The organism is Loktanella sp. DJP18, assembly GCF_049310965.1.
In the GTDB taxonomy this organism is placed as follows: Bacteria; Pseudomonadota; Alphaproteobacteria; order Rhodobacterales; family Rhodobacteraceae; genus Loktanella.
The window spans coordinates 25,172-43,539 of record NZ_JBMERN010000009.1; the positions used below are offsets into that span (position 1 = coordinate 25,172).

Genomic DNA, 18,368 nt, shown 5'->3' on the forward strand with positions numbered 1-18,368 from the left:
CGCGCAAAGGGCCTAATGCGCGGTCGGGCGCAGGGCTTTCGGCAGGCGGGTGGGTCGTCCGTCCAGCGTCATGCAGACCGCCGTGACCTCGGCCCGAAACAGCACCTCTGCCCCGCGCCGCACCTCCTGATCGAACACCCACCGCACGGCACTTTGGGCCCGGTGCATCGTATGGACGACAAGCCTGTCGTCCAGCCGGGCGGACCCCAGATAATCCGCAACGACCCGCGTGACGACAAAGACGATGCCGTCCCTGTCGCGCATCTCGCGCTGGTTCATGCCCAGCACCTCGACCAGTTCCGACCGGCCGCGCTCGATGAACTTCAGATAGTTGGCGTAATAGACGATCCCGCCCATGTCGGTGTCTTCGTAATAGACCCTGACCTGCGTCTCATGGCTCATTGCATCTTCCCCACCCGCGCCGCGACCCGCAAGGCATGGCTCGCATCCCGCGCCACCGGCGGCATCACCGGATCATAGACCGCGCGCACGATTCCCGCGACCTCCGGCCGGATCACCGCCGCCCCGCCCAGCAGGGCCAGCGGCGAGGCATTCGTGAACGCAAGGTCCGACCACAAAAGGATCGTCTGCACCGCCTGGCTCAGCGCCAGCGTATCCGCACGCACCGCTTCAAGATGCGCGTCCATGCGCAGGAACACGAAACACGCCTTGATGGCACCCGCCTCGTCGAAGCGGAAGATCCGATACTGGTTGGCCTCCGCCGCCTGCAACCGTGCGACCAGCGGACCCAGGTCGGGCACCAGCCGGTCCAGATGCGGCACCTCGGTCAATTCCGCCCAGTCGCGGCAGAAGAACACCATCAGGTTCGCACCCAGCTCCCAGTCCGTCTCGGCCATCCGGTGACCGGCCAAGGCCACGACTGCCTCGATCGCGCCCTTGAAGACCGCCAGCGTCGCGTCGTCCACGCCAAAGATGACCGGCACGATGGGCCGCCCCCAGCGCGCGCACAGATAGGTGCCATCCGCCCGCGAGAATTTCGCCGCTACCTCATCCGCTCCTACCACCGCCCACATCCTCGCAATGTCCCTCGTCCGGCGCCGCACGCCACGATCCGCATTCATCTGGCCTGTCAAACTCCCCCGCGGGAGGCGTCCGACCTCAGTCAAACAGATCGCCCTCGCGCCGGGGCGCGTCCAGCCCCAGATGCCGCCAGGCGTCGCGCGCCAGCATCCGGCCGCGCGGAGTCCGCTGGATCAAGCCCTTCTGCAACAGATAGGGCTCGATCACGTCCTCCAGCGAATCCCGACTTTCGCTCAGGGCGGCGCTCAAGGTCTCGACCCCCACGGGACCGCCCCCGTAACTCTCGGCGATCAGCCGCAGGTACCGCCGGTCCGCGTTGTCCAGTCCCAGATCATCGACCCCCATCCGGGTCAACGCCCGGTCCGCGATGGCACGGTCCACGGTCCCGTCGCCTTCGACCAGTGCGAAATCCACGACACGCCGCAGCAGCCGCCCGGCGATCCGGGGTGTCCCCCGTGCCCGCCGCGCAATCTCGGCCGCGCCGTCGACGGTGGCGGGCGCACCCATCAGGCGGGCGCCGCGCGTGACGATTTCGTGCAATTCGGCCTCCGAGTAAAACTCCAGCCGCACGGGAATGCCGAAGCGGTCGCGCAATGGCGTCGTCAGCAAGCCCATCCGCGTCGTGGCCCCGACCAGCGTGAAGGGCTGCAATTCGATCCGCACCGTTCGCGCCGCCGGCCCCTCTCCGATGACAAGGTCCAGCGCGAAATCCTCCAGCGCCGGATACAGCACCTCCTCGACTGCCGGGTTCAGGCGGTGAATCTCGTCGATGAACAAGACGTCGTTGGGTTCGAGGTTCGTCAGGATCGCCGCCAGATCGCCCGCCCGCGCCAGCACCGGGCCAGAGGTCATGCGGAACCCGACACCCAGTTCGCGTGCCATGATCTGCGCCAGCGTCGTCTTGCCCAGTCCAGGCGGGCCGTGAAACAGCACGTGATCCATCGCATCCTTGCGCATCTTGGCGCTTTCGATGAACACCCGCAGGTTCGCCCGTGCATCGGCCTGCCCGATGAACGCCTCCAGCGTCTGCGGCCGCAACGCGCGGTCCGCATCCTCCGGCAAGGGCTCTGGCCGCAGGGTGGGGTCGGAATCAGACATCATCATTCACCAGCGAGGAGGGACGGCAGGACCGACGAGCGCACACCTACCCTTTCGGGGCCAGCAATTTCAACGCGGCTCGGATGACCTCGCCGGTTGTGGCACCCGGCGTCATCGCCTCGGCCACCGCACCCGCCGCGTCCGAAGGGGCATAGCCAAGGTTCACCAGCGCCGACAGCGCCTCCCCCTGCGCCGGGTTGGCTTTCTCGGCAGCCTTGCGCGGCGCGCGCGCGGGTGCAAGCGCGGGCGCGTCATCCTCGAGCACAACGTCGTCGTCGGCCACGCTACCGCCCGGCATCGCCATGACGGCGGGGGCCTTGTTCTTCAATTCGATCGCGGCGCGTTGCGCGATCTTCGGGCCGACGCCCTTGGCCTTGGCCAGCGCATGCCAGTCGCCCAATGCTATGGCCTTCGACACCCCCTCCGGTCCCAGCGCACCCAGGATTGCCAGCGACGCCTTCGCCCCGATCCCTTGGACGCCCATCAGCAGGCGGTGCCATTCCTTTTCCACCAACGAGGTGAAGCCGAACAGTTGCAGCACGTCCTCTCGGACCAGAAGGTCGGTATACAGCGCCACCGCTTCCCCGTTCGCCGGCAGACCCGCCATCGTGCGGTCGCTGATGTAGACGAGGTAGCCGACGCCGCGCACGTCGATCAGCACATGATCGGTGGCGCGGTAGTCCAGCCGCCCGGCGATGCGCCCGATCACGACGCGACCCGTGCGGCGGCCTTGGCCAGCGCCTTGTTCAGATGCCCCGCCGATTGCAGGTGATGCGCGTGGCAGATCGCGATCGCCAGCGCGTCCGCCGCGTCCGGCCCCGCCAGCACGACGCCCGGCAATTGCAGACGGACCATGTGGTCGATCTGCGCCTTGGCCGCATGGCCGACACCGACCACCGCCTTCTTGACGGCGTTGGGCGCGTATTCGCCAACCTCGATCCCCGCTTGTGCGACGACCAGGAGTGCAATTCCCCGCGCCTGCCCCAGCTTCAGCGTGCCGACGGCGTCCTTGTTCACAAAGGTCTGCTCCACCGCCGCGCGGTCCGGCGCATGGGCGATCATCACGGCGCTCAGCCCCTGATACAGCGTCAACAGCCGTTCCGCGAGGTTGTCGCCAAGCCCATGCACGATGCCGTTTGCGACATGCGCGATTCGGCTGCCTTGCACATCGACGACGCCCCAGCCCATGTTCCGCAATCCCGGATCGATCCCCAACACCCGCACGGCACCCTCATTCTTTTCTTATGGTTGATCCGGCGTTAGCACAAAACGCGAACACAAACCAAGCATCCTTCGCACGCGGCAACGCAAAGGCCGTAATCGACACCCATTTGCGACACTCCGGCCCGCGACCGCGACGCTTACGGATCGCGCCAGTTGCCTCTTAGGCAGGCATTCTGAAAACACATGGGAGCCCTGCATAAATCGGGGGTGGTGGCAACCGGTGCGGATGGCTAGGTGCCGGTCATCAATTCAATCGCTGCCATTGCAGCAAACCCTCAGGAGCCACTCCCATGGCATCGATCAACGCCCCCCGCACCAACCCTGCCCTGACCGGCGGCTACGGGTCCAGCCTCTTCACGACACTCGTCTCCGGCATGGCCGCATGGAACGACGCGCGCATCACGCGCCGGTCGCTGTCCCAGCTGTCCGCCCGTGAGCTCGACGATATCGGCCTGTGCTATGGCGACATCGACGACGTCGCCGCCGGCGGCCTGCGCCGCTGACACCCGCCTCTAAACGATAAACGCCGCGCCCGGATTGCACTCCGGCGCGGCGTTCTGCTGTCAGGCTTTCGCCCGGTCCTGCGTCGCAGCACCGGGCGCTGTGGTCAAAGAATGGTAATCCCAGCCTTCTTCACGTCCGCCATGAAACCATCGAGGCCCTTGTCGGTCAGCACATGGCTAGCCATCGCATGGATGACGGCAGGCGGTGCGGTGGCGACATCGGCCCCCATCAGGGCGGCGTCCTTCATGTGGTTCGCGTTACGGATCGACGCCGCCAGGATCTGCGTCTTGAAATCGTAGTTGTCATAGATCGTGCGGATGTCGCCGATCAGTTCCATCCCGTCGATGTTCAGATCGTCCAAGCGCCCGATGAAGGGCGAGATGAACGTGGCCCCGGCCTTGGCCGCCAGCAGCGCCTGATTGGCCGAGAAGCAAAGCGTCACGTTGACCATCGTACCTTCGTCGGTCAGCGTCTTGCAGGTCTTCAGACCGGCCCATGTCAGCGGCACCTTGACGGCGATGTTGTCGGCGATCTTGGCCAGCTTGCGCCCTTCGGCCAGCATGTCGTCAGCCTCCAGTGCCACGACCTCGGCCGAGACGGGACCGCTGACCAGTTCACAGATTTCCTTCGTCACCTCGAGGATGTTGCGTCCGGACTTGGCGATAAGCGACGGGTTCGTGGTGACCCCGTCGACCATGCCCAGCGCGTGCAGTTCCTTGATGGCGTCGAGATCCGCGGTGTCCACGAAAAACTTCATCGGCTCGTTCCCCCTTTGGGTTGGCGTTCGGTTGCCCAGCGTTTACCTGAAGGGGGAAACCCTGAAAAGGCCGTTATGGTTCAGTCACATTTCAACGAAGGAGAGTTGGTCGGCGTGCTGACCACGCAACCCCTTGGCCGCGTGCTGGACTACAAGGCACCGGAAGGCGGCGCTTTCGTCGGGGCCTACGTCGAGGTGCCTTTGGGTCCCCGTCGTATTGCGGGAGTCGTCTGGGGACCAGGGGCCGGCGACTACCACTACGCCAAGGTGCGGTCCGTTTTGCGGGTGCTGGACGTGGCCCCGATGCGGGATGAGATGCGGACCTTCCTGTCCCGCGCCGCCGATTACACGCTGACGCCGCGCGACGCGATGCTGCGGCTGGCGACGCGGGTGTCGGGTCTGGGCGATCCGCCGGGCGTACGCCGGGTCTATCGCCTTGGCACGTCGGAACCGGACCGCATGACCGACGCCCGCCGCGCCGTGCTCGAGGTGCTGCGCGACTACGGCGGTCTGTCCTTCACGCTGAAGGAACTAGCCGACATGGCCGGGGTCGGCACGTCCGTCGTCAAGGGCATGGTGAAACTGGGTGCCGTGTCCGAGGAGGACGCGCCGCGCGACACCGCCTATCCTCGGCTTGACCCCGATCATGGCGGCAAGGACCTGACGCCGGATCAGGCGGCAGGGGCGCAGGTGCTGGCGCAGGCCGTGGCCTCTGGCCAATACGGTGCAACGCTGCTGAAAGGCGTCACCGGGTCCGGCAAGACCGAGGTCTATCTAGAAGCCGTCGCCGCCTGCCTGCGGGCCGGGCGGCAGGCGCTCGTTCTGCTGCCAGAGATCGCGCTGACCGGCGAATTCCTCGACCGGGTCGAGGCGCGGTTCGGCCAGCGTCCGGCGGAATGGCATTCCGGCGTGACCCAGACCGAACGTCGCCGGTGCTGGCGGATGGTCGGGCAAGGCGACGCGGACCTTGTGGTCGGCGCACGGTCGGCGCTGTTCCTTCCTTACCGCGACCTTGGCCTGATCGTCGTGGATGAGGAGCACGACACCTCTTACAAGCAGGAGGATGGCGTGCTGTATAACGCACGCGACATGGCGGTGCTGCGGGCGGCGGGCAACGGGGCGCAGGTCGTGCTGGCCAGTGCGACGCCAAGCCTGGAGAGCTGGGCGAATGTGGAGTCGGGCAAGTATCGGCGGCTGGAACTGACCAGCCGCTTCGGTGTCGCCGTCATGCCCAAAATGTCGGCCATCGACATGCGGTCAGAGGACCTGCCGGGCGGTCGCTGGGTGTCGCCCACCCTGCGCCGCGCGATGCAGGACCGGCTGGAGAAGGGCGAGCAATCGCTCGTGTTCCTCAACCGCCGCGGCTATGCGCCGATCACGCTGTGCCGGGCCTGCGGCCACCAGATCGGCTGCGACGACTGCGATGCGCGGATGGTCGAACACCGGTTCCTGAAGCGGCTGATGTGCCACCAGTGCGGGGCCACGAAACCGATGCCGACGGTCTGCCCGCATTGCGCGGCAGAGGACCGGCTGAGTGCTGTCGGTCCCGGCGTGGAACGCATGGGCGAAGAGGTGCAGGCCTTGTTTCCCGATGCGCGGGTCGCGGTGCTGTCGAGCGATCTTTACGGGTCCGCCCGCGCGATGAAGGCACATATCGCCGACATCGCGGCGGGCGGCACGGACATCATCATCGGCACGCAGTTGGTGGCGAAGGGGCACAACTTTCCCAAGTTGACGCTGGTCGGCGTGATCGACGCGGACCTTGGTCTGCAAGGCAGCGATCTGCGCGCTGCGGAACGGACGTTCCAGTTGATGCGGCAAGTCGCGGGGCGGGCGGGGCGCGCCGACATTCCGGGCGAGGCGCTGTTGCAGACCTATCAGCCGGACCATGCGGTCATCCGGTCCATCGTCGCCGGCGACGAAGAGGCGTTCTGGGCCGCCGAGGCGGCAGAACGAAAGGCGGCCGGCGTGCCGCCCTATGGGCGCATGGCGGGCATCGTGCTGTCATCGACCAACGTGCAGGAAGTCTTCGACCTTGGCACCGCGATGGCGCGGCAGGATGGGCCGCTGCGGCGGATCGGGGCGCAGGTCTTTGGCCCGGCCCCGGCGCCGATCGCGCGCATCCGGGGGCGGCACCGGGTCAGGCTGCTGGTGAAGGCCGAAAAGTCGGCCCCCTTGCAACAGGCCCTTGCGGAATGGGCGGGACAATTCAAACTGAGCAAGGATCTGCGGATGGCAATCGACATCGATCCACAGAGTTTTTACTAGGCCCGCATTACATATCAAATAGCGAATGTTTCGCATGCGATACATATTATGTAATCTTTGACAGTTGCTTAAGGGGACCGCGCGGATGAAAGCCATCGTGATCGGAGCCGGTCCCGCCGGACTTGCGGTCGCCGCCTGTCTGGCAGAGGCAGGTGTCACGGTCGAGATGCTGGAGAGATCGGCCCGGGTCGGCAGCCGCTGGCGGCTGCATTACGACCGGCTGCGGTTGCATACGGTGCGGGGCCGGTCTGGCCTGCCGATGCTGCCGATGCCGCGCGGCACCGGGCGCTATCCCCGGCGCGACGAAGTCGTGCGCTATCTGGAAGACTACGCTGCGCATTTCGACCTGCACCCCCGGTTTGGCTGCGCCGTGACGAAGGTGACCCGAGATGGCAACCGATGGCGTGTCCTGCACGATCAGGGCGAGACCACAGCGGATTCCGTCATCTTTGCGACCGGCATGGCCGACTTGCCGAACCTGCCGCACTGGACGCAGGATTTCACGGGCGAGGTGCTGCATTCCAGCGCCTATCGCAACCCCGATCGGTTTCGCGGCCGCAGGGTGCTGGTCGTAGGCTTTGGCAACTCCGGTGGGGATATCGCCCTCGATCTGGCGGAACTGCGGGTGGATGTCGCGATGTCGGTGCGGGGGCCGGTGAACATCCTGCCACGCGAATTGCTGGGCATGCCGATCACGTCCTTCGGCCTGCTGTCCCGCCTGCTGGGGCCGGGGCTGGCGGACCGCCTGACCGCGCCGATCCTGCGCCTTGCGGTGGGTCGGCCTGCCGATTACGCTCTTGTCGCCGCAGCCAAGGGACCGGCGCGGCAGGTGTCAGAGGACGGGCGCATCCCGCTGATCGACATGGGAACATTGGGGGCGATCCGCGCCGGACTGATCGCCGTCCGTCCCGGTGTGAGCGGCGTCACCGGACAGCACATCACCTTCACCGACGGGACCGAGGCGGATTTTGACGCGGTCGTTGCGGCGACCGGCTACCGGACGGACCTGCGTGCGATGCTGGGCGATCATCCGGCGCTGGACGCAGAGGGACATCCCCGCATGAGTGGTGCCGGTCCGGACGGTCTGCACTTCATTTCCTATCACGCCGCCGCCGACGGGCAGTTGCGGCGCATCGGGATCGAGGCGCGCGAGATCGCGAAGGCCATCGCCGGGTGACTTCAGGTTTCCATCGTCTCGTCGATGCGAGGCAGGAACCAGGCGGCGAGGCCCGCAAGCGGCAGCAGGGCGCAAAAGCGATAGACCGCCTCGACCCCGTAGCTGTCGGCCATGACACCCAGCAGCGCCGCGGCGATTCCGCCAAGGCCGAAGTTCAATCCATAGAACAGGCCGCCGATCAGGCCAATCCGGTCCGGCAGCAGGTCCATCGCGTAGATCAGGATGGACGCAAAGGCGCTGGCCATGACGATCTGGATCAGCACCGTCAGCACGCCGGTCCAGAACAGGTCCGCGAAAGGCAGCAGCAACGTCAACGGCAGCGGTCCGAGGATCGATATCCAGATGATCCGGTAGCGCCCGATCCGGTCGCCCAACATGCCCCCGACCAGCACCCCGACGGCGGCCGAGGCGAGAAAGACGAAAAGCATGAGCTGCGAGGCAGGGATCGAGAGGCCGAACTTCTCGATCAGGTAGAAGGTGTAGAAGGACCGGAAACTTTCACCGTAGGTGTTCTTGGTGAACATCAGGAACGTCAGGACGAAAAGGCCGACCGCGATGGTCCGGGGCGCATGGGCGGGCGTGGCGTGCGTCATCTTGCGTCTGGCCCGGCGTGCGGCGAATTCGGCGCTGATCGTCCGCTGCTTGCTGCCGATCCAGGTCAGCAACATCATCGCCATCAGGGCGGCGACGGCGAACCACGCAAGGCTGGGCTGGCCCCAGGGCACGATGATCAGGGCGGCGAACACCGGACCCAGCGACCCGCCCGCCTGCCCGCCGACCTGAAAGATGCCCTGCGCCAGACCCTGGCGGGTGCCCGCGGCATAGCGGGCCATGCGCGTCGCCTCGGGGTGGAAGATGCTGGACCCGATGCCGATCAGTGCGACAGAGGCGAGGATCATCGCGTAAGAGCCGGAAAAGGCGAGGCAGACGAGGCCGGACAATGTGAACATCATGCCTGCGAGGGGCGAATAGGGGGCTGGACGCTTGTCTGTGATCAGGCCGACGACCGGTTGCAGCAGGGCACCCGCGATCTGGAACGTCAGGGTAATCAACCCAATCTGCACGAAATCAAGGTCGTAGGCGTCCTTGAGGATCGGATAAGAGGCCGGGATCAGCGACTGCATCAGGTCGTTCAGCAGGTGGCTGATCCCGAGGACCACGAGGACGGACAGATGCGTGCCGGTGCGGGAATGGGTGGTCAGCGGAATGTCGGTCATGAGGGTGCCTTTGGTTGCGGCCAATAGCGCACAGGGTCGTGACGCCCGCAAGGGGCGCAGGGTGTGGAAATGCCGTGGGGTCAAGCCTATATATCGCCGGCACCCCCTTTCAGGAGTTTCCCCGCATGTTCTTCATGTCCCGCGCCAAATCCGAGATGGTCAGCCCCGACTCCGCCCTGCCCGGCCGCGACCAGCCGATCCCGACCGACAAGATGCACTTCGTCCTCGACACGCCGATCCAGGACGTGCCGCAAGGGCAAGAAGTGGCGATCTTCGGCATGGGGTGCTTTTGGGGCGTGGAACGGATGTTCTGGAAGCTGGACGGCGTGACCACGACCGCCGTTGGCTATGCCGGTGGCTACACGCCGAACCCCACGTATGAAGAGGTCTGCTCTGGCAAGACCGGTCACAACGAGGTTGTGCGCGTCGTCTATGATCCGGCAAAGACCAGTTTCGACGACCTGTTGCAGGTGTTCTGGGAAGGCCATGACCCGACGCAGGGCATGCGGCAGGGGAACGACGCGGGAACGCAGTATAGGTCAGGCATCTATGTGACGTCGGACGACCAGCGGGCCGCGGCGGAGCGCAGTCGCGAGATGTTCCAGCCGCGCCTGACCTCCGCAGGCTACGGCGCGATCACGACGGAAATCGTGGATGCGCCAGAGTTCTACTTTGCCGAAGGCTATCACCAGCAATACCTCGCGAAGAATCCGCGCGGCTATTGCGGGATCGGCGGCACCGGCGTGACCTGCCCGATCGGCACCGCCGCCTGAGTTTGGAAGGCCCCGGTGCAACCCGCCGGGGCCTTTGCGCGTTTGACCGTCCTTCGGATTGCGCCTAATGGCGCAGCAAGGGGGACCACGCCATGACGACATTCACCGCATTGACCACCACGATGGGCCGCAGCGTGGCCGAAGGGCTCGCCCTGGCGCTGGAAGACCTGACGCCGGAGCCCACCGGCATCGGCGTGTTCGAGGTCGAGGACGGATCGGGCCTGTTCGAGGTCGCGGCCTATTTCACCGACCCCCCTGACCGCGCGGGCCTTGCCGTTCTGGCTTTCTTGCACGGCGTGAAGGATTTCAACGTCTCCGACGTGCCGGACGAGGATTGGGTGGCCAAGGTGCGTCGCGACCTGCCGCCCGTCGTGGCCGGGCGCTTTTTCGTCTACGGCGCGCACGACGCCGACAAGGTGCCGTCAGGCACGGTGCCGCTGCTGATTGAGGCGGCGATGGCCTTTGGCACCGGTCACCACGGCACCACGCTGGGCTGCCTCAAAGCCTTCGACCGGATGGTCGAGGGCGGATTCGTGCCCCAGAATTGCCTTGATGTCGGGTGTGGCACTGCCGTGCTGGCGATGGCGGCCGCGCATGTGTCGCCAAACGTCGTGCTGGCATCCGACATCGACCCCACGGCTGTCGAGGTGGCCGAGGCGAACGTCGTCGCCAACGGGCTGACGGGTCGCGTGCGCTGTATCAAGGCCGCCGGTTTCGATGCGGCAGAACTGGCGTCAACCGCGCCCTTCGACCTTGTCTTCGCCAATATCCTGAAAGGTCCGCTGATCGCGATGGCGGGTGACATGGCGCAGGCCACGGCACCCGGCGGCACCGCGATTCTGTCGGGCATCCTGAATGAGCAGGCCGATTCGGTGGTGGAGGTCTATGCACGGGCCGGGTTCAATGAAGTGCACCGCGACAGCATTGTTGACTGGACGACGCTGACATTAACCAGGCAAGGCTGAATGCGGCGTCGAAATATGGCCTGCCTTGGAATTGCCACAATTCGGCAAGAAGAACACGGTGCAAGAGGTGGGGGCCTCTGGAGACCACCATGACCCGTGTACAGGATCCGTTACACCAGCGCATCCGTCAGATCCAGCGCAAGCACAGCAAGTTGTCGCAGGGTTATGTCCTGAAGGTCGACAGGAACAACCTGATCGTGCCGCATCCACATCACAAGACGCTGGCCTTTCCGTGGAAGGCGCTGTGCGTCGCCGCCTTCGTGGCGCTGGGGTTCAAGGCCTACCTTATGATGTCGCTCGACCCGCAAAGCTATGCCAGTAAACTGTCGGCGTTGCAGAATGGCCGGGTGTTCGAACAGGCCGGAGCGTGGATCATGCAGCCGGACCCCGCGTCAGAGGCGATGGCGCAGATGATGCGGAAGCTGCGCGGCTGACGGGCTGCATACCAGCTGCCTGCAGGCACCCTTGCGCGACTTAATCGCCGCACATCGCAGGTCCTGCGTCGAATAAGGGCTGACGCGCCGGACCCACCTGCTATGATCGCCAAAACAAGAGCAAAAGCAGGCGACATGACCACCAAACTCCTCATGGACACCCTTGTACGCGACAGGATCATCGCGGACCCCGACCTTCTGCTGGAGGATCAGGACATCATGCGCGCCCTTGTTGCGGCAAACGAAAAGTCGATGGGCGGCAACATCGTCGACCTGCGCGGCATCGCGATGGAACGGCTCGAGTCGCGGCTGGACCGCCTGGAAGACACCCACCGTTCGGTCATCGCTGCGGCCTACGAAAACCTCGCCGGGACCAACCAGGTGCATCGCGCGGTGTTGCGCCTGATGGACGCCACCCGGTTCGAGACGTTCCTGCGCGATCTGGCGGGCGATGTCGCCGACACCCTGCGCGTCGACGTCATGCGGCTTGTGCTGGAAAGCGAAAGCGACGGCAGCGACCCCGCGATCCGCCAGCTGGGAGAGGTCCTGTCCGTGGGCAAGCCCGGCTTCTGCGACAGCTACATCAGCCGTGACCGCGACATCCCCGTGCGCGCCGTGACCCTGCGGCAGGTGCAGACCCATGGCGAGGAGGTTTACGGGGACAAGGCCGACTATGTCCGCTCCGAAGCCTGCCTGAAGCTTGATCTCGGGACTGGCCGCCTGCCCGGCATGCTCGTGATGGGGTCCGAGGACCCGCATTTGTTTACCCCGCAGCAAGGCACCGACCTGCTGACCTTCTTTGCCGGCGTGTTCGAGCGGTCGATGCGCCGGTGGCTGTCGGCCGGCACGTGATCGCGCCGCAGCTGTCCCATTCGCTGACGGGCTGGCTGGATCACTGCGCGGCGTTGAATGACGCCGCCGACCACACGATTGCCGCCTACCGCGCCGATGTGCAGGGCTTTCTGGCCTTCATGCAGCAGCATCACGGTGACGCGGTGGGGCTTGGCCCGATTGCGCGCATCAGCACCGGCGACATGCGCGCCTGGATGGCGCATGAACGCGGGCGCGGTGTCGGCGCGCGGTCGCTGGCCCGCAGCCTGTCGGCGGTCAAGTCCTTCTACCGCTGGCTGTCCGATCGCGAAGGGTTCGAGCCGACGGCCGTGCTGACGATCCGCAGTCCGAAGTTCACGAAGAAGCTGCCCCGTCCGCTGGAGGAAACCGCCGCCCGCGCGATGATCGACCGGGTGGAAATTCAGGCGACCGAGCCTTGGGTCGCCGCCCGCGATACTGCCGTCGTGACGGTGCTTTATGGCTGCGGGTTGCGCATATCAGAGGCATTGGGTCTGACGACCCGGCACTTCCCCCTGCCCGATATCCTGCGGATCACCGGCAAGGGCGGCAAGATGCGCCTCGTTCCCGTCCTGCCTGCCGCGCGCGACGCGGCCGCCGCCTATGTCGCCTCATGTCCGCACGACCTGACCGACGGTGGCCCACTGTTTCGCGGCGTGCGCGGTGCCGCACTTAATCCGCGCGCGATCCAGCGCGTGATGGAAGTGTCGCGCCTGCAGCTGGGCTTGCCTGCCACGGCTACGCCCCATGCCATGCGCCACAGCTTTGCCACGCATCTGCTGACCGCCGGCGGCGATCTGCGCTGCATTCAGGAATTGCTGGGTCACGCCAGCCTGTCTACGACGCAGGCCTATACCTCTGTCGATGCCGCCCGCCTGATGGAGGTCTACGACGCCGCCCACCCAAGGGCGTAGGAGGCCCGTCCCGCAAGGCCTTCATTCATCTGGCCAGAAAAACTCCCGCCGGAGGCTGCGACGTCCCTCCCCGCGCCATGCTCGGCAGCCCTTAAAACTGCGCCCGGCGCGGGCTCCGCCCTTCACATTTCGTGCAACCTTCCGCTAACCTGCACCGAACATCAGCCGAAAGCACCTCGATGACCATTGCCCAGAAAGCCCTCGCCGTTCACCTGCTGACCGCCACGGGGGCCGTCTTTGCGATGCTGGCCATGCTGGCGGCGGTCGATCATGACTGGGCGCTGATGTTCCTGTGGCTTATCGTGGCCTTCTTCGTGGACGGCCTCGACGGACCGTTGGCCCGCCGCTACGATGTGGAAACCAATGCCGCGAATTTCGACGGCGTGCTGCTCGACCTCATCATCGACTATCTCACCTATGTCTTCATCCCGGCCTACGCGCTGTACGGTTCGGGCCTGATGGACGGCTGGTCGGGGTGGGTCGCGATCATCATCATCACCTACGCCTCTGCCATGTATTTCGCGGACGCGCGGATGAAGACGACGGACTATTCCTTCTCGGGCTTTCCCGGTTGCTGGAACATGCTGGTGCTTGTGCTGTTCGCGCTCAAGCCCGACTGGTGGATCTGTCTCGCCCTCGTCACGGCGCTGGCGATCACGATGTTCGTGCCGGTGAAGTTCGTCCACCCGGTCCGCACGAAACGGTGGCAATTCATCACCTTGCCGATGGCGCTGGCCTGGGTGGTCTTTGCGGGCTGGGCCGCCTGGGTGGACTTCGATCCCGGGTCGTGGGCGCACTACGGGTTGATCGTGTCATCGGTTTACCTGACGCTGGCGGGGGCGGCGCAGCAGATCGTCTACGGGCGCGACGGCTAGATCCGGGTCAACACGACGCCCGCGACGATCAGCATGGCGGCAATGATCTTCTGACGGCCCATGATTTCATCGAAGAACCGCCAACCGATCAGCACGGCAAACAGGATCGAGGTTTCGCGCAGCGCCGCGACCAGCGCGATTGGAGCCTGCGTCATGGCCCAGACGACGATGACATAGGCGATGAATGAACAGGCTCCGGCTACCAGCCCGACACCCCAGACGCGGGCGGTGCGCGGCACGACCCGGCGCCCCCGCAGCGCAAGGATCACCGGCACGTAGAACACCGCCGCCGCGATCAGCAGCCAGCCGGTGTAGCCCACGGGATCGCCGCCGATCCGCGCCCCGATGCCGTCGGTCAAGGTATAGGCCGCCGTGGCGCAGGCCGATCCGGCGGCGAAGGGCAGCATCCGACGGCTTTCCCCGCTGGTGAACACGCCCCGCGCCATGACCGCCAGACCCGCCCCCAGCAGCAGAACCCCCGCGACCTCGGTCCCCGTGACAGGGTCGAGCGCGAAGGCGAGGCTGACGGCCAGCACGATCATCGGTGCTCCGCCCCGCGCCAGCGGATAGACGCGGGACAGATCGCCTTGTTCGTAGGCATAGGCCAGGAACAGCTGGTAAGCCGTGTGGATCATGCCGGAGGCGACGATCCAGACCCAGACCTCTGACGCGGGCCAAGGGCGCGTGACGACGACACATAGACCGGTCAGCGCGTTGCCGAGTGTCAGGACCAGCATCGCGGTCTGCTTGTCCGTGCCGCGCCGGATCAGCGCGTTCCAGACCGCGTGCAGCACCGCCGCTGCCAGCACGGCGCAAAAGACGGTCAGCGTCAAATCAGCACCCCTGCGGCGCGTTCCAGCCGCAACAGGGCGACCTTATCCTCGACCCCGTGGGGGCCGGAAAACCCGCCAAGCGAGGCGGCCCCCAACACGCGGTGACAGGGGATCAGGATCGGAATGGGATTGGCCCCGCAGGCCTGCCCGATAGCCTGCGCGCTGACCTGCAGACGGGTGGCAAGGTCGCCATAGGTGCGGGTCTCGCCGTGAGGGATATCGGTCAAGGCGGCAAGAAAGGCACGCTGGAACGCTGTGCCGCTTATCGCCAGCGGCACGGTGAACGCTGTCAGATCACCAGCGAAATAAGCGAGGAGTTCCTGTCGCAGATGGTCGGCGAGCGGGCCGTCCGTCAATGTCCCAGCCCCCCACCGCAGCCGTGCGATCCGCCCATCTGCGGCGTCCGCCCCCAGCGGGCCAAGCGGGCTGTCGCACAGCACCGTCACGGCGTGCCTGCGTCCGGCGTGCGCAAGGCCGGGTTGCGGACGGACATCATCGTCGCGGTCAGTGTGGCGATCAGTGTCTCGCGATCTGCGTCCAAGGCAAAGGCCTTTGCCTCCACGAAGGTCAGGGTGCGACCGGACTTGATGACCTCGCCCACCATGCGGAACGACTGACCGCGCGCGGGGGCAAGAAAGCTGGCCTTGAATTCGGCGGTCAGCACCTCGGCCTCTGCGTCCATCAGGGTGAAGGCGGCGAAACCTGCGGCCGAATCCATCACCGTCGTGATGACGCCCGCATGCAGAAAACCGTGATGCTGGGTCAGGTCGGCGCGGAACGGCAGGGTCAGTGTCACGTGACCGGGGGCGATGTCGGCCACGGTCACACCAAGGGTCGCCATGACGCCCTGCCGGTCGAAATCCGCCTGCATCCGGGTCAGGGCATCGGGATTACGCAGGTCTGCCATCGGGTCCACTCACCTTGATAAGTTGCACGCGCCGGCGCCTAGACCGACCGAAACGGGGCACAGCCGCCAGCAGGATCGGTCGCCGCTGCGACCGCATGCCGATCAGACTGGTGTCCCTTCCTCCTCGGGCGGGAAAAGCGGGCGCGTCGGCATCGGGAATCCGGCCTCTCGCGCGAGGTTGTCGGACTCCCCTTCGATCGCGACTTCCAGCCGGTGCAGGAACGGCCGCAAAGGCTCGTGCGGCGGGATCGGATCGAGGAAGGCAAAAACTGCCGTGCCCGGCTTGCGATAGACACCGCGCTTGGGCCAGAAGACGCCGACATTCGTGGCAACCGGCACGACCGGCTGGCCCAGATCCGCATAGAGTGCTGCGGTCCCCTTCTTGTAGGGCATCAGCGCGCCGGGTGCGACGCGGGTGCCTTGCGGATAGATGCAGAGCTGACCGGCCTCGGCGTCACCGGCCTTGACGCGGGCCAGCATGTCCTTGATCGCACGCCCCTTCTTGCCGCGATCCACCGGGATGCAGCCGGCACGCCACGCGAACCAGCCCAGCACCGGCGCGTAAAGCAGCAGACGCTTCATGATGAAGCGCGGACGCGGTAGAAGCTGGTAGATGAACATCACGTCCATGAAGGACTGGTGCTTGGCCGCGATCATGCAGGGGTAGGTCGGCGGCGTGCCGCGCACCTCGAACCGCAGACCGATCATCCAGCGGGCCAGCCAGATGACCGCGCGGGCATACATCTTGCAGGTGTTCATCGCGCCGTCCCGCACGACCAGCGCGTAGGGCAGAAAGACGATGCCGACGATCGCCATCAGGACGTAGATCGTCAGGCTGAACAGCAGCGACCGGGTCCATTGCACAGCGTAGGTCATGCCTGTTCCCTCAACGTGCGCAGGGCCGCAGCCCGGGTGGCCAGAAAGGCGGTGACGCCCGCCAGCGGCGGGATCAGCAGGGGCAGAAGCCAGCCGAGACCCTGAAACCCGAGGCCGGTCAGAAACCCGCCGGCGTCGCCGCCGTCCGGCAGCGCGGTCACGGCCAGAACGCCCAGCGCCGTGCCGATCAGCGCGCCCAGTGCCGCGCGCAGGGTGAAACGGCGCACGAAGGCCCGCGCGATGTAGGTATCGCGGGCCCCGACAAGGCGCATGACCCGGATGACCTGCGCGTTGGCCGCCAGTGCGGACTGCGCCGCCAGCGTGATCATCGCGGCCGTGGTGCCGCCGATCAGGATCAGGGCGACCCACCCAAGCGAGCGCAGCCGGTTGGCCGCCGTCACCAGCGGGTCCCGCCAGCGGGTGTGGTCGTCCAGCACGGCACCCGGCACCTCGGCCTGAAGGCGGGCGCGCAGACCGGTGGCGTCGTAGCCATCGGCGGTCTCGACGATCTCGATCAGTTGCGGGATCGGTAGGGTATCCAGCGGCAGGTCGGGACCAAACCACGGCTCCAGCAGGGCGCGTTCCTCGTCGTCGGTCAACTGGCGGGCCGAGGCGACTCCCGGGGTCTGTTCCAGCACGGTCAACGCGGCGCGGACCTGCGCCGCGGCCTGATCCACGGGGGCAGAGATGCGCAGGGTCGCGGTGCGGGCCAGTTCCGCGGACCAGCGGTCGGCCAGACGCCCGGTCGCCAGCGACAGGGCTATCGCGAAGACGGCAAGGAACGCCATTGCTGCGGCGGCAAAGACGGTCAGCCGCGCGGTAAAGCCTGTCGGCGGCACGGCCCTGTCGGCCTGCGGATCGCCCACCAGCAGCGCCAAAATGCGGTTCAGCCCTTCGGTCACGCGCGCGATCACAGTGCCACCCCGGTCAGCAGTCGCCCGCCCTTCAGGCGCAGCACATTGGCGCTGACCTGACTTTTCGCCGCGCGGATCAGGTTCAGGTCGTGGCTTGCGATCAGGACGGTCTTGCCCATGCGGTTCAGTTCGACCAGCAGGGTCAGCAGACGCTGCGACATCTCCCAGTCGACATTGCCCGTCGGCTCGTCCGCGATGATGACATCGGGAGAGGTGATGACGGCCCGCGCCAGTGCCGCGCGCTGCCGTTCGCCGCCCGACAATTCCGGCGGCCGTTGCTCCGCCTGTTGGGCCAGCCCCACCCAGGCCAGAAGTTCGTCAAGGTTGCCCTCGGCCTCTTCCGCCCGGTTCGCGACCTGAAGCGGCAGGGCGATGTTTTCGGCGACCGACAGATGATCGAGGAATTGGCAGTCCTGATGGACGACGCCGATCCGCCGCCGCGCAAAGGCGATATCGTCGCGGCCCATCGTTGCCGCGTCGGGACCGAACAGCGACACGCTTCCCGACGTCGCGCGCAGGTCGCCGTAGCAAAGCTTCAGCAGCGTGGTCTTGCCGGCCCCGGACGGCCCGGTCAGAAACTGGAACGACCCCGGTGCAAGGACCAGCGACAGCCCGGAAAAGAGCTCTGCTCCTCCATAGCTGTAGGCGACGTCGCGCAGCTCGATCAAGACGGTCTCCTTACCTGTTCGCAACGTTTTGCCCAAATCTGCAACAGGTTACAATGCAATCACGCCAGTGACTG

Annotated in this window: 22 protein-coding genes; 9 read left to right on the top strand and 13 right to left on the bottom strand. The window is 66.1% G+C overall.

Features of this window, described 5'->3' with window-relative positions; translation table 11 throughout:
- Positions 1 to 12: 12 nt before the first annotated feature.
- The 5 genes from ybgC to ruvC form a co-directional block, all read right to left on the bottom strand.
- Positions 13 to 402 carry a tol-pal system-associated acyl-CoA thioesterase gene (ybgC, locus tag ACOI1H_RS04195; RefSeq protein ID WP_422435472.1) on the bottom strand — a complete coding sequence of 130 codons (390 nt, stop codon included), beginning with the start codon at positions 400 to 402 and terminating at the stop codon, positions 13 to 15.
- Complete coding sequence (locus tag ACOI1H_RS04200) at positions 399 to 1,025, bottom strand: hypothetical protein (protein WP_422435473.1); 627 nt, start codon at positions 1,023 to 1,025, stop codon at positions 399 to 401. The genes ybgC and ACOI1H_RS04200 overlap by 4 nt, the downstream gene beginning before the upstream one ends.
- Positions 1,026 to 1,119: 94 nt before the next feature.
- Positions 1,120 to 2,139 carry a Holliday junction branch migration DNA helicase RuvB gene (gene ruvB / locus ACOI1H_RS04205; RefSeq protein ID WP_422435474.1) on the bottom strand — a complete coding sequence of 340 codons (1,020 nt, stop codon included), beginning with the start codon at positions 2,137 to 2,139 and terminating at the stop codon, positions 1,120 to 1,122.
- Positions 2,140 to 2,185: 46 nt separating this feature from the next.
- Complete coding sequence (ruvA, locus tag ACOI1H_RS04210) at positions 2,186 to 2,848, bottom strand: Holliday junction branch migration protein RuvA (RefSeq protein ID WP_422435475.1); 663 nt, start codon at positions 2,846 to 2,848, stop codon at positions 2,186 to 2,188.
- Positions 2,845 to 3,363, bottom strand: a complete 519-nt coding sequence (gene ruvC / locus ACOI1H_RS04215; RefSeq protein WP_422435476.1) for a crossover junction endodeoxyribonuclease RuvC — start codon at positions 3,361 to 3,363, stop codon at positions 2,845 to 2,847. Before ruvC ends, ruvA begins: the two co-directional genes overlap by 4 nt.
- Positions 3,364 to 3,653: 290 nt before the next feature.
- On the opposite strand from ruvC, the gene ACOI1H_RS04220 reads away from it, so the two are divergent.
- Positions 3,654 to 3,866: a DUF1127 domain-containing protein gene (locus tag ACOI1H_RS04220; RefSeq protein ID WP_422435477.1), complete on the top strand. Its 213-nt coding sequence runs from the start codon at positions 3,654 to 3,656 to the stop codon at positions 3,864 to 3,866.
- Between the two features lie 104 nt (positions 3,867 to 3,970).
- On the opposite strand, the gene fsa is transcribed toward ACOI1H_RS04220, so the two are convergent.
- On the bottom strand, positions 3,971 to 4,624 hold the full coding sequence (gene fsa / locus ACOI1H_RS04225) for a fructose-6-phosphate aldolase (protein WP_422435478.1): 654 nt from the start codon (positions 4,622 to 4,624) through the stop codon (positions 3,971 to 3,973).
- Between the two features lie 75 nt (positions 4,625 to 4,699).
- Here fsa and ACOI1H_RS04230 point away from each other — a divergent pair, with 75 nt between their 5' ends.
- Entirely contained in the window at positions 4,700 to 6,892 is a 2,193-nt protein-coding gene (locus ACOI1H_RS04230) for a primosomal protein N' (RefSeq protein WP_422435479.1), read from the top strand.
- A gap of 85 nt (positions 6,893 to 6,977) precedes the next feature.
- Positions 6,978 to 8,069, top strand: coding sequence for a flavin-containing monooxygenase (locus tag ACOI1H_RS04235; RefSeq protein ID WP_422435480.1), 1,092 nt, complete (start codon positions 6,978 to 6,980; stop codon positions 8,067 to 8,069).
- A 2-nt stretch (positions 8,070 to 8,071) separates the two neighbouring features.
- Here the strand turns inward: ACOI1H_RS04235 and ACOI1H_RS04240 are convergent, their stop codons facing one another.
- Positions 8,072 to 9,286 carry an MFS transporter gene (locus ACOI1H_RS04240; protein ID WP_422435481.1) on the bottom strand — a complete coding sequence of 405 codons (1,215 nt, stop codon included), beginning with the start codon at positions 9,284 to 9,286 and terminating at the stop codon, positions 8,072 to 8,074.
- A gap of 125 nt (positions 9,287 to 9,411) precedes the next feature.
- Here ACOI1H_RS04240 and msrA point away from each other — a divergent pair, with 125 nt between their 5' ends.
- The 6 genes from msrA (at position 9,412) to ACOI1H_RS04270 (ending at position 14,096) form a co-directional block, all read left to right on the top strand.
- Entirely contained in the window at positions 9,412 to 10,059 is a 648-nt protein-coding gene (gene msrA, locus ACOI1H_RS04245; RefSeq protein ID WP_422435482.1) for a peptide-methionine (S)-S-oxide reductase MsrA, read from the top strand.
- A gap of 92 nt (positions 10,060 to 10,151) precedes the next feature.
- Complete coding sequence (locus ACOI1H_RS04250; RefSeq protein ID WP_422435483.1) at positions 10,152 to 11,024, top strand: 50S ribosomal protein L11 methyltransferase; 873 nt, start codon at positions 10,152 to 10,154, stop codon at positions 11,022 to 11,024.
- An 89-nt stretch (positions 11,025 to 11,113) separates the two neighbouring features.
- Positions 11,114 to 11,458, top strand: coding sequence for a hypothetical protein (locus tag ACOI1H_RS04255; RefSeq protein ID WP_422435484.1), 345 nt, complete (start codon positions 11,114 to 11,116; stop codon positions 11,456 to 11,458).
- Positions 11,459 to 11,593: 135 nt separating this feature from the next.
- Positions 11,594 to 12,310 (top strand): DUF484 family protein, encoded by a 717-nt coding sequence (locus ACOI1H_RS04260; protein WP_422435485.1) that lies wholly within the window; start codon positions 11,594 to 11,596, stop codon positions 12,308 to 12,310.
- Complete coding sequence (locus ACOI1H_RS04265; protein ID WP_422435486.1) at positions 12,307 to 13,221, top strand: tyrosine recombinase XerC; 915 nt, start codon at positions 12,307 to 12,309, stop codon at positions 13,219 to 13,221. The genes ACOI1H_RS04260 and ACOI1H_RS04265 overlap by 4 nt, the downstream gene beginning before the upstream one ends.
- Before the next feature lie 179 nt (positions 13,222 to 13,400).
- Complete coding sequence (locus ACOI1H_RS04270; protein WP_422435487.1) at positions 13,401 to 14,096, top strand: CDP-alcohol phosphatidyltransferase family protein; 696 nt, start codon at positions 13,401 to 13,403, stop codon at positions 14,094 to 14,096.
- Here ACOI1H_RS04270 and ACOI1H_RS04275 read toward each other — a convergent pair.
- The 6 genes from ACOI1H_RS04275 to ACOI1H_RS04300 form a co-directional block, all read right to left on the bottom strand.
- A complete protein-coding gene (locus ACOI1H_RS04275) occupies positions 14,093 to 14,929 on the bottom strand; it encodes an EamA family transporter (protein WP_422435488.1) in 837 nt (278 codons plus the stop codon). The two genes, ACOI1H_RS04270 and ACOI1H_RS04275, sit on opposite strands and share 4 nt — an antisense overlap.
- On the bottom strand, positions 14,926 to 15,375 hold the full coding sequence (locus tag ACOI1H_RS04280) for a methylated-DNA--[protein]-cysteine S-methyltransferase (RefSeq protein WP_422435489.1): 450 nt from the start codon (positions 15,373 to 15,375) through the stop codon (positions 14,926 to 14,928). Before ACOI1H_RS04280 ends, ACOI1H_RS04275 begins: the two co-directional genes overlap by 4 nt.
- Positions 15,372 to 15,836 (bottom strand): PaaI family thioesterase, encoded by a 465-nt coding sequence (locus tag ACOI1H_RS04285; RefSeq protein WP_422435490.1) that lies wholly within the window; start codon positions 15,834 to 15,836, stop codon positions 15,372 to 15,374. The genes ACOI1H_RS04280 and ACOI1H_RS04285 overlap by 4 nt, the downstream gene beginning before the upstream one ends.
- 102 nt (positions 15,837 to 15,938) lie before the next feature.
- Positions 15,939 to 16,712: a lysophospholipid acyltransferase family protein gene (locus ACOI1H_RS04290; protein WP_422435491.1), complete on the bottom strand. Its 774-nt coding sequence runs from the start codon at positions 16,710 to 16,712 to the stop codon at positions 15,939 to 15,941.
- Positions 16,709 to 17,614, bottom strand: coding sequence for a cell division protein FtsX (locus tag ACOI1H_RS04295; RefSeq protein ID WP_422435524.1), 906 nt, complete (start codon positions 17,612 to 17,614; stop codon positions 16,709 to 16,711). Before ACOI1H_RS04295 ends, ACOI1H_RS04290 begins: the two co-directional genes overlap by 4 nt.
- Before the next feature lie 8 nt (positions 17,615 to 17,622).
- Positions 17,623 to 18,294 (bottom strand): cell division ATP-binding protein FtsE, encoded by a 672-nt coding sequence (locus tag ACOI1H_RS04300; protein ID WP_422435492.1) that lies wholly within the window; start codon positions 18,292 to 18,294, stop codon positions 17,623 to 17,625.
- Between the last annotated feature and the right edge of the window lie 74 nt (positions 18,295 to 18,368).